Consider the following 20,107-nt stretch of genomic DNA (forward strand, 5'->3'; position numbering starts at 1 on the left):
GCCCCAGAGACGTGCGATTGGCTCTGTCGGCTCGGCCCGGTCACCACGTCGCCACTCCTCCGCGCTCCTTGCGCACAGGGTGACGACAGACGACACATGGGTCATCATCAGCTCGCTTCCGGCCACGCTCTGCCCTGCTGCCGGAGCCAGGGGGAGAACCACGGGCCACGGGGAAGGGGAACCCGTCCGATGACGCGCACCAGGCGCAACTGGCGTTTCCGGCGCCGGACTTCCAGCCGACCGCTCCGCAGGCCGGGTCGGGGGCCCGGCCGTGTGCCGGGCCGGCGTACCACCGCGATGGTCCTCGCCGCCGCCATCGCCGCGACGGGCGTCACCTACGCCGGTCTCCGGCTCGACGCCTCCCGTGACGGGGCCGATCCCGCCCCTCGCGCCAAGCCGGTCACCGAGGCCGTCGCGATCGCTCAGGCCGCCAGGACCGGGAAGTCCGTCGAGGTCACCGCGCTGCGGACGGCGCGCTCCACCACATGGGCACGCCCGGACGGGCTGATGGCGAAGCGGCTGTACTCCTCGCCGGTCCGGGCCAAGGTGGGCGGCGAGTGGAAGGACATCGACACCGGTCTCCGACGGACCGACCAAGGCTGGGAGCCGCGTGCGACCAATACGCGCATGGTGTTCTCCGCGGGGTCGGAAGCCAGCCCCGGTAGGCGCGACGGCGACGAGAGCGGCAGTGAGCGGGCCTCCCGTGCGTCGACACAGCGCCTCTCGCTGCTCAAGGGCACCGTGTCGGCGGAGGCCGAGTCAACTCCCCTGGTCACCCTGCACGTCGACGACCATGACCTCCAGCTCACCTGGCCGGGCCCGGTCCCCGCGCCGATCATCGACGGGTCTCGGGCCCTGTATCCGGAGATCTTTCCGGGCGCGGACCTGGTGCTGACCGCGGACGACGACGGGTTCGCCCAGCTGATCGTCCTCAAGAACCGTCAGGCAGCGGCCGACCCCCGCGCCAAGCAGCTCGCGTACGGCATCACTTCCGCCACGCTCACCTTCCGGCTCGACCCGGTCTCCGGCATCCTCGAAGCCGAGGACATCAACGGTGACGAGGTCGCCATGTCTCCGACGCCGCTGATGTGGGACAGCAGCGGCCGGCCGGCCGTCACCGACGGCGGGGTCGGCGCGACCGCCCAGCCCACCGCGCCCGAAGCACCGGAACCACCTTCCACGGTCAGCCCCGAGCCCGAGGACAGCGCACCTCCCACCACGGAGGAACCCGTCGAGTCCGACGAACAGGCCGACCCGTCTCCGGAGGTTCTGCCGTCCGCAGAGGACGGCACCGGCCCCGCCCCGTCGGACGCCCCGCTCCCCACCGCGCCGCCGGAGCCGACCCCGGCCCCCTCGCCCACGGGTTCGGCGGCCACGCTCGGCCTGCCACTGCTCGACGGCCCCTCCCCCGACTCGCGGGGTGAGCTCGTCGAGGCGGACCTCTCCGGGGCCAACTGGGTCCTCACACCGAATCAGGACTTCCTCACCGACCCGGCCACGACCTACCCGGTCTTCGTCGACCCATCGGTCAAGAAGCACGTGCAGAACTGGACCACCGCCTACAGCCGCCACCCCAACGCGACCTTCTACAACGGCAAGAACTTCAACAAGGGCGGCACCCACGAGGCCCGGGTCGGCTTCGAGTCCGACACCTGGGGCACGTCCCGCTCGTACTTCAACATCGACTTCGACAAGGACCTGAGGGGCACGAAGATCAAGAGTGCGAGGCTGTACCTGCTGGAGACGTACTCCTGGTCGTGCAGCGCCCGTGCGATGAGCGTGCACCTCACCGGGCCCATCAACTCCCGCACCAACTGGAAGAACGCGCCCAAGCTGCACGACGGCAACAAGTTCGCCACCAAGAGCTTCGCGCACGGCTACAAGTCCGGCTGCCGGGACGCATACGAGACGTTCAACCTGACGAAGGCCGCCCAGAAGCGCGCCGACGAAGGCGCGGCCACGATCACTTTCGGTCTGCGGGCGCGTGACGAGAACAGCCAGTACTCCTGGAAGAAGTTCCTGGCCGACGGTAGCTACCCGCCCATCCTCGAACTCGAGTACAACCGGCGCCCGAGCGCGCCCGACAAGCTGGACCTCGGTCCGGACGCCAAGTGCACCACCACCACGCCGTACGTCCGGATGGGTTCCGGGAGCCTCACCTTCACTGCCCGGGCGTCCGACAAGGACAAGAACCTCGATCGCCTGGACTTCGACCTGTGGCCGACCGGCAAGTGGGGCACGACCGGGGACCTGCTGGGCGCCACCGGAAACGTAACCACCGACGGTGACAAGGGCACCGCCCTGCGCACCACGGACGCGTTCCCCACCAGCAGGCTGACCAACGGCACCACCTACTCGTGGCGGGTGCGGGCCTTCGACGACGCCGGGGGCTCCTCCCCGTACTCACCGGCCAAGACGCCCTGCCGCTTCGTCCTCGACACCAGCAAGCCGAAGCCGCCCAAGGTCAGCTCCGTCGACTTCCCCAACGCCGACGGGGATGAGAACGGGTTCGGAAGCGGCGCCGAGGACGCGAACTGGAGCACCAAGAAGTTCGGGACGCCGGGCGCCTTCACCGTGCGTGCGCTCAGCAGCGACGTGGTGCGCTACGAGTACGGTTTCAACGCGCCGTCCTATCCGTTCTCGCTGTCGCGGAAGTCGGGAACGGCCATCACCGTCAGCGCGGACATAACGAACGCCCGGCCACCGGCAGCCGGTCCCAACGTGCTGTACGTGCGGACCGTGGACGGGGCGGGCAACGTGTCCGAGCCGACGAAGTACCTCTTCTACGTCACTCCGCGCGACCAGGCCGATACCCCGGGCGACTTCACCGGCGACGGTCTCGCCGACCTGATGACGGTCACCGACGCGGGCAATCTGGCGCTGTACCGCTCCCGGGCCAACGCGAACGCCGACGGCACCCTCGGGAAGGGCAGCGGGGACTTCGACTTCTCGATGCCCGGCGCCTACCGGGGGAACCCCGACAAGGACCCCAACGGCGACGAGCTGCCACCCTTCGTCGCGGTACCGGGCGGTCACTTCAAGGGGGCGCTGATCACGCACAACGGTGACATCTACGGCGGTGACGGCCTGCAGGACCTGGTCGTCCGTGTGGAAGGCAAGCTGTGGGTGTATCCGGGCGACGGCTACGGCGCGGTCAACGTCGACAAGCGGCGCGAGATCCTGCTGCCCGAAGGCGCCCCCGATCCGGCGAGCCTCACCCAGATCGTGGCCGCGGGCGACGCGACCGGTGACGGACGGACCGACTTCTTCGCCACGGCCGGCGACCAGTTCTGGGTCTTCAGCGGGTACCACGGAGCCACGATCGACCAGGTCCGACGGCTGGCCGCCTCCACCTGGCTGGGGCGTGACATCGTCACCGCGCAGGACATCAGTGGCGACGGTGTCACGGACATCGTGTACCGCAACGACGCGGCGAAGCTGATGCTCCGCAAGGGCATCGCCGCCTCCGGCGGAGGCGTGGACCTGGAGTCGCTGACGGCCGGGGCCAACTCCTCGGGCGGGACCGACACGGAGTACGGCTCGGCGGGCTGGTCCGTGGCCAACATCCCGATGCTGATGGGCACTCCCGACGCCAACGGGGACGCGATCCCCGATGTGTGGACCGTCCGTTCCGACGGCTCCGTCCGGTTCTACGCGGGCGGGCGGACCGTGCTGCCGGGGTCGGGGACGCAGGTGGTCAACCCGAACGGTTACTGGACGACGCGGATCGCCATCGGCTGACCCCGTCACACGCGTGAGGAGGCTGACCGCTCCCCTGCCGGTCGGCCTCCTCGTGTTGCGTCATTCCCCCGGCGCCCCGGAAGCGCCCGGCCTGCGGTTGATGGCCGTGAGGTCGATCTCGATGTCGAACGGGACGGAGACCTTGAGGCGGTCGTGGAAGATGCCGGTGAGGCCGTACACCTCGGTGGCGGGGTCCCGTTCATAGACGTACACGACGGGCAGCCCTTTGTCCTCGTCCTCCTCGACCCGCCAGAAGTGCGGGACTCCGGCTGCGGCGTACTTTCGGGGCTTGACCTCCCGGTCTCGTTCCCGCGAGTCGGCCGAGACCACTTCGACGGCGAGGAGCACGTCCTCGGGCCTGTACCAGGTTTGCCTGGAGCCTGTGTTCGCCTCCAGAGGAAAGACGAGGATGTCCGGCTCCGGGCGGTTCTTGGTGTCCAGCTTGATCGTCATTTCCCGCAGGACATCCAGGTGACTTGGCGCCTGCGCCAAGAGCGTGTTTTCCATCAGTCGCATACACCGGGCGTGGAATGCGGTCTGCGGACTCATGAAGACGAGACTCCCGTCGAGCAACTCCGTGTGCGGCGGGAGGCCCGGAATCCGGTCGAGGTCGTCCGCGGTCCAGCCCTCGGGAGGAGGGATCGGCCAGCGGTACGCAGGCTCCTCGTCCAGCCCGTTGTCGGATGCGGCGCTCATGATTGCTCCCATGGGACGGAGTCTCGCCTGTGGTTTCAGCGTACCCAGCGGGTATGAGCGCGGGCTCAGCCTTATGAGTGATCGAGGCGAGTGATCGCGGGACGGTGCGAATGTGCGATCCGCCCACCGCCGACCTGGCCACCTAATCTGACGACATGTCAGATCATGCGTCCTACGAACTGCTCGGGTTCGACAACGTGCTGCTGCCCGTGGGGGATCTCGACGAGGCCGTCGCGTTCTACCGGCAGGCCGGGTTCGACGTGGCGTTCCGGCTCGACGAGGCCGGGATCGCGCTGCTGAGCGTGGGGAGCGAGACACCCGGAGTGCTGCTCCGCCTGGAGGAGGAGCTCCGGCGCCGGCCGCCCGTCTGGGCCTCGGCCCGGGTGTGGCTGGAGGTGTCGGACGCGCGGGCCGCGGGACGCGCGCTGACCTCCGCGGGGATCCGGCCGCTCGACGAGCCCTTCCCCGTCGCCACCGGCTGGACCGTCGAGATCGCCGACCCCTGGGGCAACGTCCTCGGCTTCACCGACTACAGCAAGCGGCCGGAGCTGGGCCGCAAGAAGGGTGCGCCATGAGACTCACCCGACAGCACGAGCGCACTTGAACACGTTCAAAAACGGGTCTACAGTCCTCGGTATCGCAACTTTTGAACGCGTTCAAGAAGCGTTCGAGAGGCTTCCGAAGGGTGGGGACATGGACCTCACGGTCGTGGCATACGTCGTGTATCTGCTGGTCAGCATCGCGCTGACCGTCTGGGTCGCGCGCACGCTCAGCCGTAACGGACGGATCTTTCTCTCCGACGTGCTGCACGGGAACGAGAAGCTCGCAGACGCCGTCAACCACCTGCTGGTGGTCGGCTTCTACCTGGTCAACCTGGGCTTCGTGGCGCTCTACCTGAGCGGGGACGAGGAGATCACCTCGGCCCGCGAGGTGTTCGAGGCGCTGTCGACGAAGCTCGGCGTGGTGCTGCTGGTGCTCGGCGCGATGCACCTCGGCAACGTGTACGTGCTCAACAAGATCCGCCGCCGCGGGGTGATGGAGCGGGAGCAGACGCCGCCCGTCCCGCCCCAGGACTGGGTCGCCCCGGCGGGGGCGTGACCTCGATGGTCACCTCCGAGGGGCGGCCGGAGGGCCAGGGCCGTACGGACCGCCGGACCGCGGACCGGGACGCCGCGCGCGTCCCGGTCCGCGGGCTCACCGTGCTCTACGACGCCGACTGCTCACTGTGCGCCTTCGTACGCGACTGGCTGGTACGGCAACGGCAGTTGGTCCCTCTCCGGCTGGTGCCCGCCGGCTCCGAGGAGGCCCGTACCCGTTTCCCGGCCCTCGACCACGGGGCGACGCTGCGGGAGATCACCGTGGTCGGCGACCGGGGGCAGGTCTACCAGGGGTCCGCCGCCTGGATCGTGTGCCTGTGGGCGCTCGCCGAGCACCGGCCGCTCGCGCACCGGCTGAGCACTCCCTCCGGGGCCAGGCTGGCCAAGGGAGCGGTGCTCACCGCCGCGAAATGGCGTGACGCACAGAAGGCACACAAAGCGCAGAAGGCTGAGCAGGCGCGGCGGCCACGCGGCTGGGGCGGCAGCGTGTACGCCGGCGACGGATGGTCCTACGACCCCCGGACCGGCTGGACGCACACCGATCCCGCCTGTGACGGCGACGCCTGCGCGACTGGTTAGGCTCGGTGGCGTGCCCGCAGCGAATGACACCGGCGAACCCGGCGGCAGCCCCGCCAAGAGCGACGGCCAAAGCCCCGCCAGAAGCGATGGCCAAAGCCCCGCCAGAAGCGACGGCGCAAGCCCCGTCAAGAGAGACGCCAAAGGCCCCGCCCGCGGCGACGGCCGTACCCCTGCCAAGAGCGAGCAGACCCGCGCGCTGATCCTGGAGACCGCGATGCGGCTCTTCCAGGAGCGGGGGTACGACAAGACCACGATGCGGGCCATCGCCCAGGAGGCCGGCGTCTCGGTCGGCAACGCGTACTACTACTTCGCCGGCAAGGAGCACCTCATCCAGGGCTTCTACGACCGGATCGCCGTCGAGCACCAGGCGGCGGTGCGGGAGGTCCTGGACCGCGAGACCGATCTGGAGGCGCGGCTCGCCGGGGTGCTCAAGCGATGGCTCGACGTCGCCACGCCGTACCACGAGTTCGCGGTGCAGTTCTTCAAGAACGCCGCCGACCCGGACAGCCCGCTCAGTCCCTTCTCCCCCGAATCCACTCACGCGCGTGAGGAGGCCATCAGCGTCCACCGGGAGGTGCTCGCCGGTTCCAAGGCGAAGGTGCCGGAGGAACTACGGGAAGTCCTGCCGGAGTTGATGTGGCTGTCGCAGATGGGGCTCGTGCTGTACTGGATCTTCGACCGTACGGAGGGGCGCGAACGCAGTTACCGGCTCGCCGAACGCGGTGCCCGGATCACCGCGCGCGGCGTCTCGCTCGCCCGTTTCCGTCTGCTCCGGCCGCTGGTGCGCGAGGTGCACGAGTTGTTCACGGACTTCCTGCCGGGGATGACGAACGCTCTCCCGGATCCGGCGAGGAAGGGCGCGCCCTGAGGGGCCCGCTTCGTCAGCGGGCCCCCGACTCGCAGGCGCTGGGCCCCGGTTCACTGCGTGACGTCCACCCCGCCCTCCGCGAGTTCCACGTCGTACACCAGCGGCCCCTCCCCCACCTCGACGTGGTGGGCGCGTGAGCCGTGTTCCGGGGAGGTGGCGGCCATGAGGTAGGTGCCCGGCGCGGGTACCGAGAGGATGTACGAGCCGTCGGCCAGGGACGTGACGCGGTCCAGTTGACGCCCGCCGCCCTGAGACAGCAGGGTCACCACCACACCCTCCACCGGCTCGCCGTCCACGGTGCGGATGAAACCGTGGACGACGGAGGCGGGCCCGCCGCTCTTCTCGGGCGCGGCCGGAGACTCGACGGCCTCCTCCTTCGGCTCCACCGCCAGATGCGGCAGCCGCTTCTCCAGCCCGGCCGGCAGCCACCAGTTGGCCTTGCCCAGCAGGTGCATCGCGGCCGGCACCAGCGCCGTACGCAGGACGAACGCGTCCAGCGCGACCGCCACGGCGAGGCCCACTCCGGCCATCGCCGCCCCGGAGTCACCGCTGAGCACGAAGGCCATGAAGACACAGACCATGATCAGGGCCGCCGAGTTGATGACCCGGCTGGTCTCCGCGAGGCCCACGCGCACCGCCCGCGCGTTGTCCTTGGTGTGCACCCATTCCTCGTGCATCCGGCTCACCAGGAACACCTGGTAGTCCATCGAGAGGCCGAAGAGCAGGGAGAGCATGATGACCGGCAGGAAGGCGTTGATCGGGCCCTCCTTGCCGAGGGAGAGCAGTTCGATCCCCCAGCCCCACTGGAAGATCGCGACGAGTACGCCGAAGGACGCCGCGGCCGCGATCAGGTTCATCAGTGCGGCGGTCAGCGGCACCACGAGGGAGCGGAAGGCGATCAGCAGCAGCAGGAATCCCAGGCCGATGATGGTGGCGATGAACAGCGGCAGCCGGTCGCCGGTGACCGACGCGAAGTCCTTGGAGACTGCCGTCACTCCGCCCACGTGCGCCTTGGCCCCGGCGTCGGGGATCACCCGGTCCCGCAGGGTGTCGATGAGCCGGTCCGTCTCCTCGGACTGCGGTGAGGTCGTCGGGATCACCTGGATCACCGTGACGCCCTGTGCGGGCGGCAGCGCGACGGCACGGGCGACCCCGTCGGTCCCGCGGATGCCGCGCAGCAGGGCGTCGGGGTCACCGCTGTCGGAGACCACCTGGAGCGGTCCGTTGAAGCCGGGCCCGAAGCCCTCGGCGAGCAGGTCGTAGGCCTTGCGGGTGGTCGTCGAGGCGTTGTCGTTGCCCTGGTCGGTGGCGCCCAGCCGCAGCGAGAGGACCGGCAGCGCCAGCACGACCATGACCACGAGCGCCAGTGCGGCGATCGAGCGCGGACGCTTCTGGACCGTCAGGGACCAGCGCACCGCGAGACCACTCGCCTGCTCCGTCTCCGGTCCGTTGGCGGCGAGCCGGCGCCGCTGGCGGCGGCTGAGCACCCGGGGCCCGAGGAAGCCGAGCAGCGCGGGCAGCAGGGTGACCGCGGCCAGGACGCTCAGGACGACGGTGAGCGAGGTGCCGATGACGACACCGTCCAGGAAGCGCAGGTTCGTCACGAGCATTCCGGCGAGGGCGATGCACACGGTTCCGCCCGCGAACAGCACCGCGCGGCCCGAGGTGTTCAGGGCGGTGACCGCGGCCTCCTCCGGGTCCAGCCCGCGCAGGATGCCCTTGCGGTGCCGGGTGACGATGAACAGCGCGTAGTCGAGGCCGACGCCGAGCCCGATCAGCGAGGCGAGCAGCGGTGCCAGATCGGGGATGTCCGTTGTGTGGCTGAGCAGTTGGGTGGAGAACATGCCGGTGCCCACGCCGAAGATCGCGATGCCGATCGGGAGCAGCATCGCGAAGAGGGAGCCGAAGGCGAGGAACAGGACGACGGCCGCGGCTCCGATACCGACCAGTTCCGCGAGCCCGGTGGGCGGTTCCTGCACCCGCTGGATCGCCTGACCGCCCACCTCTACCTGCAGGCCGTCGCGTTCGGCGCCCTGCGCCATGTCGACGACGTCCTGCACCAGTTCCTTGGGCACCGCGTTCGCCTGGTCGGTGAAGGTGATCTGGGCGTAGGCGATCCGGCCGTCGCCGCTGATCTGTCCCGCGCCCTGGGAGCCGGCGTAGGGGCTGGTGACCCCGCCGACCCCCTTCATCCTTCCGATCTCCTCCAGTGCGGGCTGGATCCGGGACTGTACGGACTGGTCCCGGACCGTTCCCTCCTCGACTTTCCACACCACCGTGTCGACGTCGCCCGCGCTTTGCGGGAACGCCTTCTGCATCAGGTCGTACGCGCGCTTGGAGTCCGTGTTCGGGAGGGAGAAGACGTTCGCGTAGTCCGTGCCCGCGGTCGAGGCCGAGAAGCCCAGGCCGAACAGCGCCCCCACCCACAGCAACAGGACCACCAGCCGGTGCCGATAGCACCACCGTGCCAATGCCGCCACGTTCAACGCTCCTTGAAATCGGTTCGGAAATCGGTCGATCGGTCGGTCCCCCAGGTCCTGGGCACCAGGATTGGCGGCGGCACGGGCGGGTGGACACGCGGCGGCCATGACTCTCAAGGAACTCCAAGGCACGGACCGGCCCCGCTGTCGGTGGGGCGCCGGAATACTGGGGACATGACCGTTCACGAGGGGGCCAGTCACCAGGGGGCCAGTCACCAGGGGGCCAGTCACCAGGGAGCCACCCAGCAGGGCGCCGCTCAGCAGGGCGCCAGGCAGGGCGCCGCTTCGCAGGGGGCCACCGTCCTGGTCGTCGAGGACGAACCGAGCATCGCCGACGTGCTCACCATCGCGCTGCGTTACCACCGTTTCGAGGTGATGGCGGCGGGCACGGTCCGCGAGGCACTGACGCTCGCCGAGCGCACCCGCCCGGACGCCGCGCTGCTGGACGTGATGCTGCCGGACGGCGACGGACGTGCGCTGGGGCGGGAGCTGCGGGAACGGCAGCCGGACCTGGCGCTGGTGTTCCTGACCGCGCGGGACGCGCCCGCCGAGATCGTCGGAGCGCTCGGTTACGGCGACGACTACATCACCAAGCCGTTCAACATCGACGAAGTGGTGGCCCGGATCGGCGCGGTGCTGCGCCGCACCCGCCCGGCCGACGTGCTGCCCCAGCGTCCGCCGCTGCGGTACGGGGAACTGGAGCTGGACGAGACGACGTACTCGGTGCACCGCGGCGACCGCACGGTGCAGCTCACCCCGACCGAGTACGCGCTGTTGCGCTTCCTGGTGCGCAACGGCGGCCGGATCGTGCCCAAGGAGCAACTGCTGCGCCATGTGTGGCAGTACGAGCACTCGGCCGAGTCGACCGTCGTGGAGACGTACATCAGTTATCTGCGGCGCAAGCTCGACGTGCTCGGCCCGCCGGTGATCACCACGCGGCGCGGCGTGGGGTACGGGCTGGCATGAGGCTGCCCGGGCTGCGGCCGGCGAGGATGTGCGGCAAGCGCGGCATCCACTCCCTGCGCGCCAAGCTGACGCTGGCGAACGTGGGGCTGGTGGCTCTCGGTGTCGCCGTGACGACGGCCGTGAGCCTGATGGGCATGCGGCACTACGTGCTCGACCAGGTCGACGCGGAGCTGGCCAAGTCCCGGGACGCCCTGCGCAGCGCACGGCTGACCATGCGGCAGATCGACGGGCTGAGCGCACTGGCCGTCGTACGTGACCGGCTGCTGCCGCACAGCAACGAGTCGCCGAACCCGGACACGGTGTTCGCGGCGGTCGACCGGCGCGGCACCGTGCTCACCGTCGCCGGCATGGAGCCGACCGGCGTACAGCGGGTGCTCGCCGACGAGGCCGGCGATCCCGCCTCGCTCGCCGCGGACTCGCAGCCGCACGACATCACCCTGCGCGGCGACCCCTACCGGGTGACCGGGGTCGAGCTCGCCGACGGCACCTACGTCCTGCTCGCCAGATCGACCGGTGCCCTGCACAAGGGCGTGGCCAAGGCGCTCAAGCTCGATCTCGCCTTCGGGACCCTGCTGTTGCTGCTGCTGGCCGTACTCACCATGATCAGCGTGAGTCGGCGGATGCGGCCCCTCGAGGACATGGTGGAGACGTCGTCGGCGATCGCCGAGGGTGATCTGACGCGGCGCGTGCCCTCCAGCCACCATCCGACGCAGGAGGTCGAGCAGCTGCGGCTGGCCCTCAACTCCATGCTCCACCAGGTCGAGTCGGCGTACCACACGCGCGAGCGCTCGGCGGAACAGCTGCGTCGGTTCGTCGCGGACGCCTCGCACGAACTGCGCACTCCCCTGTCGGCGATACGCGGCTATCTGCAGTTGCTCGACAAGGGGATGTTGCGTGAGCACTCGGAGCGCGTTCGCGCGTGGCGTCGCATGAACGACGAGGCCGACCGTATGCAGCGGCTGGTCGATGAGCTGCTCTGCCTGGCCCGGCTGGACCAGCAGCCCGAACTGCGCTTCAGGAACGTCGACCTGAGCCGGCTGGTCCGGGACGCCGCCGAGGACCTGCGCGCCCAGCAGCCGGGCCGCCCGGTGTCGGTGGCTGCGGACGGGGCCCTTCTGGTACGGGCCGACGAGTCAGGACTGCGCCAGGTGCTGGGCAATCTGCTGGGGAACGTACGCACCCACACGCCGGCCGACGCGCCGGTGCGGCTGGGCCTGGAGCGGGACGACGGGCTCGTACGGCTGTGTGTTCGGGACGAGGGGCCCGGGCTGGCCGAGGAGGACGCTGCGCGGATCTTCGACCGGTTCTTCCGGGCGGGCGGGGGCGCCGGCAGCGGTCTTGGGATGGCGATCGTGCACGGCGTGGTGACGGCACACGGCGGCGAGGTGTCCGTGCGGACGGAACCGGGGAAGGGGCTGGCGGTGACGGTCACACTGCCGTCGGCGTCGAACGGATGACCGTCACCGCGGTGGCTGCACCAGCGCCCACACCGTCTTCCCGGACGCCCCCCGGTTCCACACTCCCCACGCCGCCGCCAGTGATTCGACGAGGTACAGGCCGCGGCCCGACTCCTCGTCACAGTGCGCGGTTCTCAGGCGTGGCGTCTCGGGACTTTCGTCGGAGACCTCGATGAAGCAGGAGCCGTCGGCGAGCACTGTCACCGCCACCTCGAACTCCCGCTCCATCAGCGGGCCGTGGCGCACGACGTTGGTGGCCAGCTCGGAGACCACCAGGACCACCTCCGCCAGCGACCCGTCCGGATTGTGGCCCCAGGCCGTCAGGTGCTCGTGCACACGGCGGCGCGCGACACCGACCGAGGCCGGGTGCCGGGGCAGCCGGAAGGCGTCGCGTCTGAGCACGTCTGCTCCTCACCCTGTGCACGCCGTGCACACATGGTGCAGCGCCAGGCGGAGCGCGCGCTGTCATGCGGGTCACGTTGACCGCACCGGTTACAGGTGAAGTCGTCCGCGTCGAACCCGGGGTCAGGCGAGCTCGGATCCGGGTGCACCGGCCGCCGCCCACGTACTCGGTGGTCACTGCGTACGCCTGCCATGCCACAACCGGATCAGCGGCACATCACGGGCGGTGGGTGACGCCGTCCCGCGTCACAACCGCCGGGCCCTAGGGATTCCCCCATGCCCCTTCGACCGAGACTCGGAGCACCCACTCCGGGGCGGTTCGTGGCTCCGGGGCCGAAGAAAGGGATTCATATGAAGCGGTTCTTACGCCTGAGTGCCTGCACAGCAGCAGTTCTCGCAGGGGTCTTTGCCTCAGCCCCCGCGGCCCAGGCCGATACCGTCACCACGACGGCCACGGCCGACTACGTATGCGAACAATTGGAGATGAAGCAATTCACCCCCTGGTCCCCGACGATGGCGTTCGGCACCAGCTGCATCGGCCCCGCCATCCCCTCCGAGGGACTGTCGGGCTGGCGCACCATCACCGACGGCACCTACGTCTGGCGCTGCTATAGCTGGTCGGACCAGGGCACGTTCATCCTTGGCATAAGCTGCGAATTCCCGCCATGATTCCCGGCGGGGCGCGGGTGATCCCCGGCAGAATCTTCGTCCGGCGGGGAGCGTGGCCGTCATGGTTTCACAGCGAGTGATGGTCATGCTGACGGGCCGGTCGGCCAACACGCGGCGGCCGGTCCGCTCCGCCCCCGGCAAGCACCTCAAGAATCGGGTTGTTCACGGGCTCTCAGGCTCTGTTGTCCGGCTCTGTTGTCCCCAGGCCCTCAGGCCTGCCGGGACGCCAGCTCCACCACGGTGATGTCGGACGGAGCGCCCACGCGCACCGGCGGCCCCCAGGCCCCGGCCCCCCGGGTCACGTACAGCTGCGTGTCCCCGTAGCGTTCGAGACCGGCCAGCGTCGGGTTGGCGAGGTCCGCGACGAAGTTGCCGGGCCACAGCTGGCCGCCGTGGGTGTGGCCGGAGAGCTGGAGGTCAACGCCGTGCCGTACGGCGTCGTGGATGACGACCGGCTGGTGCGCGAGCAGTACGGCGGTCCGCGCACGGTCCCGGTCGCCGAGCGCCTTCGCGAAGTCGGGTCCGTCGCCCTCGCTGTCGCCCGCGACGTCGTTGACCCCTGCGAGGTCGAAGTACGGCAGCTCGGTCCGGTCGTTCTCCAGGGGGCGCAGCCCGAGTTCCCGTACGTGCTCGACCCACTGCTCGGCGCCCGAGAAGTACTCGTGGTTGCCGGTCACGAAGAACGCGCCGTGCCGTGCCTTCAGCTGGGCGAGCGGGGCCGCGGCGGGGCTGAGGTCCTCGACGCTGCCGTCGACCAGGTCACCGACCACGGCGATGAGGTCGGGCTGGGTGGCGTTGATGGTGTCGACGACCTTCTGGGCGAATCCGCGGCCGAGCACCGGACCGAGGTGGATGTCGCTGACGACGGCGATCCGGTAGCCCTGCGCGGCCCGGGGCAGCTTGGCGAGCGGCACGGTGACGCGCTTGACCTTGGGCCCGCGCAGCACCCCGTAGGTCCCGTATCCGACGGTCCCGACGGCAACGGCCGCGGCGGCTCCGGCGATGACACGTGAGACGAAGAGACGACGGGTGAGGTCACCGGGCGCGTCGCCGGACACGGGTTCGGCGGGCTCGGTGGACTCGGTGGACTCGGTGGACTCGACGGGTTGCGCCGGCTCGGCGGGTTCCGCGGGCTGGTTGGCTGCGGGGGGCTCTGTGGCTGTGGAGGTCTCGGCAGCTTTCGAGGTCTCGGTGGCTACGGCGGATTCGGTGGACACGCCGGACGCGGAGGACCCGGCGGCCACGGTGGGCGCGCCGGAAGTGCCGGGCACGGCGGGGGCGCCAAAAATGCCGGGCACGGCGGAGGCGCCGGAAGCGCGTCCTTGCTCCGGTGCCGGCCCCCCGGGAGCCGGCACCGCCTCCCGTACGACCGTCGCCGTGCGCTTCTCACGGGCGGCGAGACGGCGCAGCACCGGCCGTACCAGCTCGCCCGCCAGCAGCCCCAGCAGGAGGTAAAGCGACAGCGCCAGCCACAGGAAGCCGGGCCACGCCAGGATCTGCTGGAGCGTGAAGGGTGCGCCCCCGCGCTCGGCCACGAAGGCCGCGACCATCAGCAGCGGGCCCCCGGCCACGACGATCGCGCCCGACCGGCGGACCCACCCCGGTCCCCGGGTCGTGTCCCGGAACAGGCGGCCCCAGGCGTACCAATGCAACGCGCCGAACGCGGCGAGCACCGCCAAGATGAACACGATGACCATGAAGGAAGTCCCCTGCTGTATCGGCCGCTACGACGCGCTGCGCATGGCGCGAAGTCCGCGCAACCCAATGACCCCGACGACCGTCCCCAAGACAAAGGACACTACTGCGAGCGTCAGGTGCACCCAGAAATACGCGGTGGGGTCACCGGCGTCGTCGAACGCTAGTCCGCTGCCGTCCTTCCACAGGTTCTTGACGAAAGTGATCCAGATGACCCAACTCCACACCCCGAAGGCGAGCAGGAACCAGGACACGGGGCGGCTGAGCTTCATACGTTCAGTATCGCCGCCGTGCTCCGGGTTCCATGGCCGGGGTGCCGGGCCATGGCCCCGGAGTGGGGAGGGGAACGCGACGCCTCCGCAACACCCATGTACTTTCTCGACCGTGTCTGCCTTGAAAATGACCGCTGCAATGGCGGCCAAGTCCGTGTCGCTGGTGACTTCCGCCACACTTCTGGCCCTTTCCGTAAGCGCCCCCGCATTCGCGGAGGAGAAGCCACCACAGCCGCCGGCCCGGATGTCGACGGTGGGCGGGGCACGGCTCGGCCAGGCGGGCACCCAGGTGACCCTGGGCGGCGGTGCCCCGGTGCTGCCGAAGGGGCTGTCGGCCCGCTCCTGGATCGTCGCCGACGCCGAGTCCGGCGAGGTGCTCGCGGCGCACAACGCGCACTGGCGGCTGGCCCCGGCGAGCACCCTGAAGATGCTGTTCGCGGACACCGTGCTGCCGAAGTTCCCCAAGACCGAGAAGCACAAGGTCGCCGTCACCGACCTGTCCGGCATGGGCCCGGGCTCCAGCATGGTCGGCATCAAGGAGGAGGAGACCTACACGGTCCACGACCTGTGGCTGGGCGTCTTCCTGAAGTCCGGCAACGACGCCGTGCGGGTCCTGTCCGCGATGAATGGCGGGCTCGAGCAGACCGTCAGGGACATGCAGCAGCACGCCGAGGACCTGCAGGCCCTGGACACGCGGGTGGTCAGCCCGGACGGCTACGACGCCGCGGGTCAGGTCTCGTCGGCGTACGACCTGACGCTGATCGCCCGCTCAGGGCTCCAGAAGAAGGACTTCCGCGAGTACTGCTCCACCGTTCGGGCGCAGTTCCCGGGCGAGACCAAGAAGAAGAAGGGCAAGACCACCCGTGAGTCCTTCGAGATCCAGAACACCAACCGGCTGCTGACCGGCGACAACGGCCTCCCCGCGTACCAGGGCATCGCGGGCGTGAAGAACGGCAACACCACCAACGCGGGCGCGACCTTCACCGGTGTCGCCGAGCGCAACGGCAAGGTGCTGCTGGTCACCGTCATGAACCCGGAGAAGAAGGAGAGCAACGAGGTCTACAAGGAGACCGCCAAGCTCTTCGACTGGGGCTTCAAGGCGGCGGGCAAGGTGACCCCGGTGGGCGAGCTGGTGCCTCCCCGAGGGGTGAACACCGGTTCGACGGTGCCGAGCCCCGGGGAATCGGCGTCCTCGGCCGGTGGGTCCGGATCCGGGTCGGCCACCAAGCCCGTGGCGGCCTCGGCCACCGACAAGGCGGCGGGCGGGATGGGCATCGCGCTGGCGATCACCGGCGGTGTGCTGGTCCTGGTCGCCGCCGGAGGCTTTCTGATCAACCGCCGGTGGCCGCTGCCGGATCTGATGCGCCGTCGTCCGCGTCAATGACCTCGTCCGCCGGGTCCTCGTGCTGCGTCGCCGTCCAGGCGGCGCAGAACAGCACCAGCTTCGCCGTGAAGTTGATCCACAGCAGCAGCGCGACGGGCACGCCGAAGGCCCCGTACATGGTTCTCGACGCGACGTCCCGCAGATAGCTGCTGAGAAGCAGCTTGAGGAGCTCGAACCCGACGGCTCCGACGAAAGCGGCCACGAGCAGCCGGCGCCGGGGCGGCTCGACACCGGGCAGCAGGGTCAGGACGTACAGCAGGAGCAGGAAGTCGGCGAGGACCGCCACCGCGAAGGCGGCGACCTGCAACAGGACGCCGCCCCAGCCGTCCTCGTCGATGCCGAGCTGCCGCGTCGTCCAGCCGATCATGGTGGAGGCGACGGCGGAGACGGCCAGGGTGACCACGACCGCACCGCCGAAGCCGACCAGGATCCCCGCGTCCTTCACCTTGGCCAGGACGGGGTTCTCCTCCTCGTCCGGCAGCTCCCAGACCGCGCGCAGGCACTCCCGCATCAAGCCGACCCAGCTGACGCCGGTGAAGACCAGCAGGCCGCCCGCGATGAGACCGACCGTGCCCGCGTTGTCCACCAGACCGCTGATGTCCAGCTGCTCGGAGATGCCCGGGATCTGGTCGGCGATCCTCTCCTCGAGCCTGCGCTGCCGGGAGTCGCTGAGCGTGGCGGCGGCGAGGGCCGCGGCGAGGGTGAGCAGCGGGAAGAGCGCGACGAAGCTGATGAAGGTCATCGCCGCGGCGAGACGGGTCCATTTCACCCGGTCGAGCCGCTCGTAGGAGCGCCATGCGTGCGTGGTCATCAGCCGCGCGAACCAGGGCCCAACCCCGGGGAGCCGTTTCAGCCAGTCCATGATCCGCCGCTGCCCTCCCTTCGCCGGTTCGTCACCCTTTCCGTCCTGCCCCGGCACCTGCGGCGGTATCCGGCGGGACACTGTGCAGGTACCCGGGGCGGGCGGGAGCGTAGCGGTTCGATAGCTGCTTTCCCTCAGGAGGGCCGCCGGAGCGCTTCCGCGGGTTGGGTGGGTCGGTGGGGCCGCCTTACGGGCGGGAGCCCCGCACCGTGGACCCTCACGGGCGGACCTCCGCGGATCCGGTGGACCGGGAGAGCGTCCCCGCTCCGTGATCCAGTTCCCAGTGGACCGGCGGAGCGTCCGCGGGCCTCAGTGGGCCGGGAGTGTGGTGTCGCGCTGCTCGGGTGCGCCGCCCTGTGGGGGCACCACGGTGCCGCCTCCGCCGAAGGCGAACTCGCGCAGCTTGCGCCACACCCCGTCGGCGCCCTGTTCGTAGAGGGCGAAGCCGGTGCAGGGCCACTCGGCCCGGTACTCGGCCAGTTCCTCGAACGCCCGGTCCATCGCCTCGTCGTCGATGCCGTGGGCCACCGTGACATGCGGGTGGTACGGGAACTGCAGTTCGCGTGCGACGGGACCGGAGGCGTCACGTACCTGCTTCTGCAGCCACGAGCATGCCTCCGCCCCCTCGACGACCCGCACGTAAACCACCGGCGACAGCGGGCGGAAGGTGCCCGTCCCGGACAGCCGCATCAAGAAGGACCGCCCGGCCGCCGCCACCTCGGCCAGATGCGCCTCGATGGCGGGGAGTTGGGAGTCGTCGACCTCGGTCGGTGGCAGGAGGGTGACGTGGGTGGGGATGCCGGAAGCCGCGGGGTCGCCGAAGCCCGCGCGCCGCTCCTGGAGCAGGCTGCCGTGTGGCTCCGGGACCGCGATCGACACACCGATCGTTACGGTCCCCACGTCGTCTCCTTTGCAGTGCTGTGTGCTTCTTCTGTGTGGTACGGGCCCAGCCGTGCGCCACATGGGCGCGGGCGGCCCGGTGCCCGCATGGGTGCGGTGTCCCGCAGGGGTGCGGCGCCCGCGCTGACGCGGTGTCCGCACCGACGCGGTGTTCCGTACGGCTTACGACTGTACGGCGGTTCGGCTCGGTACTGCGGCTCGGTACTGCGGCTCGGTCGCGGGCCCCGGTGGTGGGCCACGGTGGTGACGGCTCGGTTCGCCTCGGTTCGGCTCAGTGCTTGGCCGGTAGGAAGCCGACGCGTTCGTACGCCTGGGAGAGCGTCTCCGCGGCGACCGCGCGCGCCTTCTCCGCGCCCTTGGCCAGGATCGAGTCGAGTGTCTCCGGGTCGTCCAGATACTGCTGGGTGCGCTCCCGGAAGGGCGTCACGAACTCGATCATGACCTCGGCGAGGTCCGTCTTGAGCGCACCGTAGCCCTTGCCGGCGTACTTCTGCTCCAGTTCCCCGATACCTGTCCCGGTGAGGGTGGAGTAGATGGTGAGCAGGTTGCTGACGCCCGGCTTGTTCTCGGCGTCGAAGCGGATCACCGTGTCGGTGTCGGTGACCGCGCTCTTGACCTTCTTGGCGGTGGCCTTCGGGTCGTCCAGGAGGTTGATCAGGCCCTTCGGGGTCGACGCCGACTTGCTCATCTTGATCGACGGGTCCTGCAGGTCGTAGATCTTCGCCGTCTCCTTGAGGATGTACGGCGCCGGGACCGTGAACGTCTGTCCGAAGCGGCCGTTGAAGCGCTCGGCGAGGTCGCGCGTGAGCTCGATGTGCTGGCGCTGGTCCTCGCCGACCGGGACCTCGTTGGCCTGGTACAGCAGGATGTCCGCGACCTGAAGGATCGGGTAGGTGAAGAGGCCCACCGAGGCTCGGTCGGCGCCCTGCCTGGCGGACTTGTCCTTGAACTGGGTCATACGGGAGGCCTCGCCGAAGCCGGTGAGGCAGTTCATGATCCAGGCGAGCTGCGCGTGCTCGGGGACGTGGCTCTGCACGAACAGGGTGCACCGCTCCGGGTCGAGCCCCGCGGCGAGCAGCTGGGCGGCGGCGAGCCGGGTGTTGGCGCGCAGCTCCGCGGGGTCCTGCGGAATGGTGATCGCGTGCAGGTCGACGACCATGTAGAAGGCGTCATGGGTCTCCTGCAGCGCCACCCACTGACGGACGGCGCCGAGGTAGTTGCCGAGGTGGAACGAGCCCGCGGTGGGCTGGATCCCGGAGAGCACGCGAGGACGGTCTGAGGCCATGCGGCCATTCTCTCAGGTGCGGCCGGGAGGTCTGGAACAGGTGGGAACCGATGCCGCCCCGGCGGTGTAACAACTATGTGAGGACGCGGGAGGGGGGCCGCATCGTCGTAGACGAGGCCACGGTGATCGCGCGGGTACGGGCCGGTGATCCGGAGGCGTACGCGCAACTGGTGCGCGCCCACACGGCCATCGCGATCAGGGCGGCCAGGGCACTGGGGGCGGGCGCGGACGCGGAGGACGTGGTGCAGCAAGCGTTCTTCAAGGCCTACTGCTCGCTGGGGCGCTTCCGCGACGGCTCGGCGTTCAGACCGTGGCTGCTGTCGATCGTCGCCAATGAGACGAGGAACACAGTACGGACGGCGGCGCGCCAGCGGACGCTGGCCGGCCGGGAGGCGGCCTACGCGGAGGCCGAGCCGCTGATACCGGAATCGGCGGACCCCGCGGTGGCGGCAGTGGAGACGGAGCGCCGGACCGCGCTGCTCAGCGCCCTGGAGCGGCTGAGCGAGGACCACCGGCTGGTCGTCACCTACCGCTACCTGCTGGAGATGGACGAACCGGAGACCGCCGAGGCCCTGGGCTGGCCGCGCGGGACGGTGAAGTCCCGGCTCAGCCGGGCCCTGCGGAAACTGGAGAAGTTGCTGCCGGATTTCCAGCCTCGGAAAGGGGGTGATGAGCATGAGTGAGCAGGATGAGGGGCGATTTCCGGACGACCGCGCGCCGGGTGACGCCGGAAGTGGGCGCGGGCGCGCGGGTG

The 20,107-nt window shown here is 70.0% G+C and carries 18 protein-coding genes; 10 read left to right on the top strand and 8 right to left on the bottom strand.

Annotated features, from left to right (window positions below):
* Window positions 1-297 precede the first annotated feature (297 nt).
* Window positions 298-3,741, top strand: coding sequence for a DNRLRE domain-containing protein (locus tag EF387_RS26330; RefSeq protein ID WP_238431728.1), 3,444 nt, complete (start codon window positions 298-300; stop codon window positions 3,739-3,741).
* 60 nt (window positions 3,742-3,801) lie between these two features.
* Here EF387_RS26330 and EF387_RS26335 read toward each other — a convergent pair whose 3' ends face one another.
* Window positions 3,802-4,437 (bottom strand): Uma2 family endonuclease, encoded by a 636-nt coding sequence (locus EF387_RS26335; RefSeq protein ID WP_128379092.1) that lies wholly within the window; start codon window positions 4,435-4,437, stop codon window positions 3,802-3,804.
* A 155-nt stretch (window positions 4,438-4,592) separates the two neighbouring features.
* Here EF387_RS26335 and EF387_RS26340 point away from each other — a divergent pair, with 155 nt between their 5' ends.
* The 4 genes from EF387_RS26340 (at window position 4,593) to EF387_RS26355 (ending at window position 6,981) form a co-directional block, all read left to right on the top strand.
* The gene (locus EF387_RS26340; RefSeq protein ID WP_128379093.1) at window positions 4,593-5,012 is read left to right on the top strand and encodes a VOC family protein; all 420 of its coding nucleotides are present in this window, start codon (window positions 4,593-4,595) and stop codon (window positions 5,010-5,012) included.
* A gap of 118 nt (window positions 5,013-5,130) precedes the next feature.
* Window positions 5,131-5,535 carry a hypothetical protein gene (locus EF387_RS26345; RefSeq protein WP_128379094.1) on the top strand — a complete coding sequence of 135 codons (405 nt, stop codon included), beginning with the start codon at window positions 5,131-5,133 and terminating at the stop codon, window positions 5,533-5,535.
* Window positions 5,536-5,540: 5 nt separating this feature from the next.
* Window positions 5,541-6,113 (top strand): thiol-disulfide oxidoreductase DCC family protein, encoded by a 573-nt coding sequence (locus EF387_RS26350; protein WP_128379264.1) that lies wholly within the window; start codon window positions 5,541-5,543, stop codon window positions 6,111-6,113.
* 214 nt (window positions 6,114-6,327) lie between these two features.
* Entirely contained in the window at window positions 6,328-6,981 is a 654-nt protein-coding gene (locus EF387_RS26355; RefSeq protein WP_128379265.1) for a TetR/AcrR family transcriptional regulator, read from the top strand.
* A 50-nt stretch (window positions 6,982-7,031) separates the two neighbouring features.
* Here EF387_RS26355 and EF387_RS26360 read toward each other — a convergent pair whose 3' ends face one another.
* Window positions 7,032-9,452 carry an MMPL family transporter gene (locus EF387_RS26360; RefSeq protein ID WP_128379266.1) on the bottom strand — a complete coding sequence of 807 codons (2,421 nt, stop codon included), beginning with the start codon at window positions 9,450-9,452 and terminating at the stop codon, window positions 7,032-7,034.
* Window positions 9,453-9,635: 183 nt separating this feature from the next.
* On the opposite strand from EF387_RS26360, the gene EF387_RS26365 reads away from it, so the two are divergent.
* The gene (locus EF387_RS26365; protein WP_338058131.1) at window positions 9,636-10,427 is read left to right on the top strand and encodes a response regulator transcription factor; all 792 of its coding nucleotides are present in this window, start codon (window positions 9,636-9,638) and stop codon (window positions 10,425-10,427) included.
* Window positions 10,424-11,884 carry a sensor histidine kinase gene (locus EF387_RS26370; RefSeq protein ID WP_238431708.1) on the top strand — a complete coding sequence of 487 codons (1,461 nt, stop codon included), beginning with the start codon at window positions 10,424-10,426 and terminating at the stop codon, window positions 11,882-11,884. The genes EF387_RS26365 and EF387_RS26370 overlap by 4 nt, the downstream gene beginning before the upstream one ends.
* 3 nt (window positions 11,885-11,887) lie before the next feature.
* On the opposite strand, the gene EF387_RS26375 is transcribed toward EF387_RS26370, so the two are convergent.
* The gene (locus tag EF387_RS26375) at window positions 11,888-12,286 is read right to left on the bottom strand and encodes an ATP-binding protein (protein ID WP_128379095.1); all 399 of its coding nucleotides are present in this window, start codon (window positions 12,284-12,286) and stop codon (window positions 11,888-11,890) included.
* Between the two features lie 351 nt (window positions 12,287-12,637).
* On the opposite strand from EF387_RS26375, the gene EF387_RS26380 reads away from it, so the two are divergent.
* Window positions 12,638-12,955, top strand: coding sequence for a hypothetical protein (locus EF387_RS26380; protein ID WP_128379096.1), 318 nt, complete (start codon window positions 12,638-12,640; stop codon window positions 12,953-12,955).
* Between the two features lie 209 nt (window positions 12,956-13,164).
* On the opposite strand, the gene EF387_RS26385 is transcribed toward EF387_RS26380, so the two are convergent.
* Window positions 13,165-14,652 (bottom strand): metallophosphoesterase, encoded by a 1,488-nt coding sequence (locus EF387_RS26385; protein WP_128379097.1) that lies wholly within the window; start codon window positions 14,650-14,652, stop codon window positions 13,165-13,167.
* 27 nt (window positions 14,653-14,679) lie between these two features.
* Window positions 14,680-14,922: an SCO4848 family membrane protein gene (locus EF387_RS48610; protein WP_238431709.1), complete on the bottom strand. Its 243-nt coding sequence runs from the start codon at window positions 14,920-14,922 to the stop codon at window positions 14,680-14,682.
* Window positions 14,923-15,049: 127 nt separating this feature from the next.
* Between EF387_RS48610 and EF387_RS26390 the strand changes: the two genes are divergently transcribed.
* Window positions 15,050-16,306, top strand: coding sequence for a D-alanyl-D-alanine carboxypeptidase family protein (locus tag EF387_RS26390; protein WP_338058134.1), 1,257 nt, complete (start codon window positions 15,050-15,052; stop codon window positions 16,304-16,306).
* Here the strand turns inward: EF387_RS26390 and EF387_RS26395 are convergent.
* The 3 genes from EF387_RS26395 to trpS form a co-directional block, all read right to left on the bottom strand.
* Window positions 16,254-17,168 (bottom strand): YihY/virulence factor BrkB family protein, encoded by a 915-nt coding sequence (locus EF387_RS26395; protein WP_128379098.1) that lies wholly within the window; start codon window positions 17,166-17,168, stop codon window positions 16,254-16,256. The two genes, EF387_RS26390 and EF387_RS26395, sit on opposite strands and share 53 nt — an antisense overlap.
* A gap of 309 nt (window positions 17,169-17,477) precedes the next feature.
* Window positions 17,478-18,068, bottom strand: coding sequence for a 2'-5' RNA ligase family protein (locus tag EF387_RS26400; RefSeq protein WP_128379099.1), 591 nt, complete (start codon window positions 18,066-18,068; stop codon window positions 17,478-17,480).
* Between the two features lie 271 nt (window positions 18,069-18,339).
* Complete coding sequence (gene trpS, locus EF387_RS26405; protein ID WP_128379100.1) at window positions 18,340-19,353, bottom strand: tryptophan--tRNA ligase; 1,014 nt, start codon at window positions 19,351-19,353, stop codon at window positions 18,340-18,342.
* A 122-nt stretch (window positions 19,354-19,475) separates the two neighbouring features.
* On the opposite strand from trpS, the gene EF387_RS26410 reads away from it, so the two are divergent.
* Entirely contained in the window at window positions 19,476-20,036 is a 561-nt protein-coding gene (locus EF387_RS26410; RefSeq protein WP_128379270.1) for an RNA polymerase sigma factor, read from the top strand.
* Window positions 20,037-20,107: the final 71 nt, after the last annotated feature.

It is taken from the genome of Streptomyces cavernae (assembly GCF_004023625.1).
GTDB classification, from domain to species: Bacteria; Actinomycetota; Actinomycetes; order Streptomycetales; family Streptomycetaceae; genus Streptomyces; species Streptomyces cavernae.

What these genes read in the sequence shown, in the direction of transcription:
- trpS (WP_128379100.1), bottom strand. Translation starts at nt 19,353, where the DNA reads ATGGCCTCAGACCGTCCTCGCGTGCTCTCCGGGATCCAGCCCACCGCG.
- EF387_RS48610 (WP_238431709.1), bottom strand. Translation starts at nt 14,922, where the DNA reads ATGAAGCTCAGCCGCCCCGTGTCCTGGTTCCTGCTCGCCTTCGGGGTG.
- EF387_RS26345 (WP_128379094.1), top strand. Translation starts at nt 5,131, where the DNA reads ATGGACCTCACGGTCGTGGCATACGTCGTGTATCTGCTGGTCAGCATC.
- EF387_RS26330 (WP_238431728.1), top strand. Translation starts at nt 298, where the DNA reads ATGGTCCTCGCCGCCGCCATCGCCGCGACGGGCGTCACCTACGCCGGT.
- EF387_RS26365 (WP_338058131.1), top strand. Translation starts at nt 9,636, where the DNA reads ATGACCGTTCACGAGGGGGCCAGTCACCAGGGGGCCAGTCACCAGGGG.
- EF387_RS26355 (WP_128379265.1), top strand. Translation starts at nt 6,328, where the DNA reads ATGCGGCTCTTCCAGGAGCGGGGGTACGACAAGACCACGATGCGGGCC.
- EF387_RS26370 (WP_238431708.1), top strand. Translation starts at nt 10,424, where the DNA reads ATGAGGCTGCCCGGGCTGCGGCCGGCGAGGATGTGCGGCAAGCGCGGC.
- EF387_RS26390 (WP_338058134.1), top strand. Translation starts at nt 15,050, where the DNA reads ATGACCGCTGCAATGGCGGCCAAGTCCGTGTCGCTGGTGACTTCCGCC.
- EF387_RS26385 (WP_128379097.1), bottom strand. Translation starts at nt 14,652, where the DNA reads ATGGTCATCGTGTTCATCTTGGCGGTGCTCGCCGCGTTCGGCGCGTTG.
- EF387_RS26340 (WP_128379093.1), top strand. Translation starts at nt 4,593, where the DNA reads ATGTCAGATCATGCGTCCTACGAACTGCTCGGGTTCGACAACGTGCTG.
- EF387_RS26350 (WP_128379264.1), top strand. Translation starts at nt 5,541, where the DNA reads ATGGTCACCTCCGAGGGGCGGCCGGAGGGCCAGGGCCGTACGGACCGC.
- EF387_RS26380 (WP_128379096.1), top strand. Translation starts at nt 12,638, where the DNA reads ATGAAGCGGTTCTTACGCCTGAGTGCCTGCACAGCAGCAGTTCTCGCA.
- EF387_RS26395 (WP_128379098.1), bottom strand. Translation starts at nt 17,168, where the DNA reads ATGGACTGGCTGAAACGGCTCCCCGGGGTTGGGCCCTGGTTCGCGCGG.
- EF387_RS26335 (WP_128379092.1), bottom strand. Translation starts at nt 4,437, where the DNA reads ATGAGCGCCGCATCCGACAACGGGCTGGACGAGGAGCCTGCGTACCGC.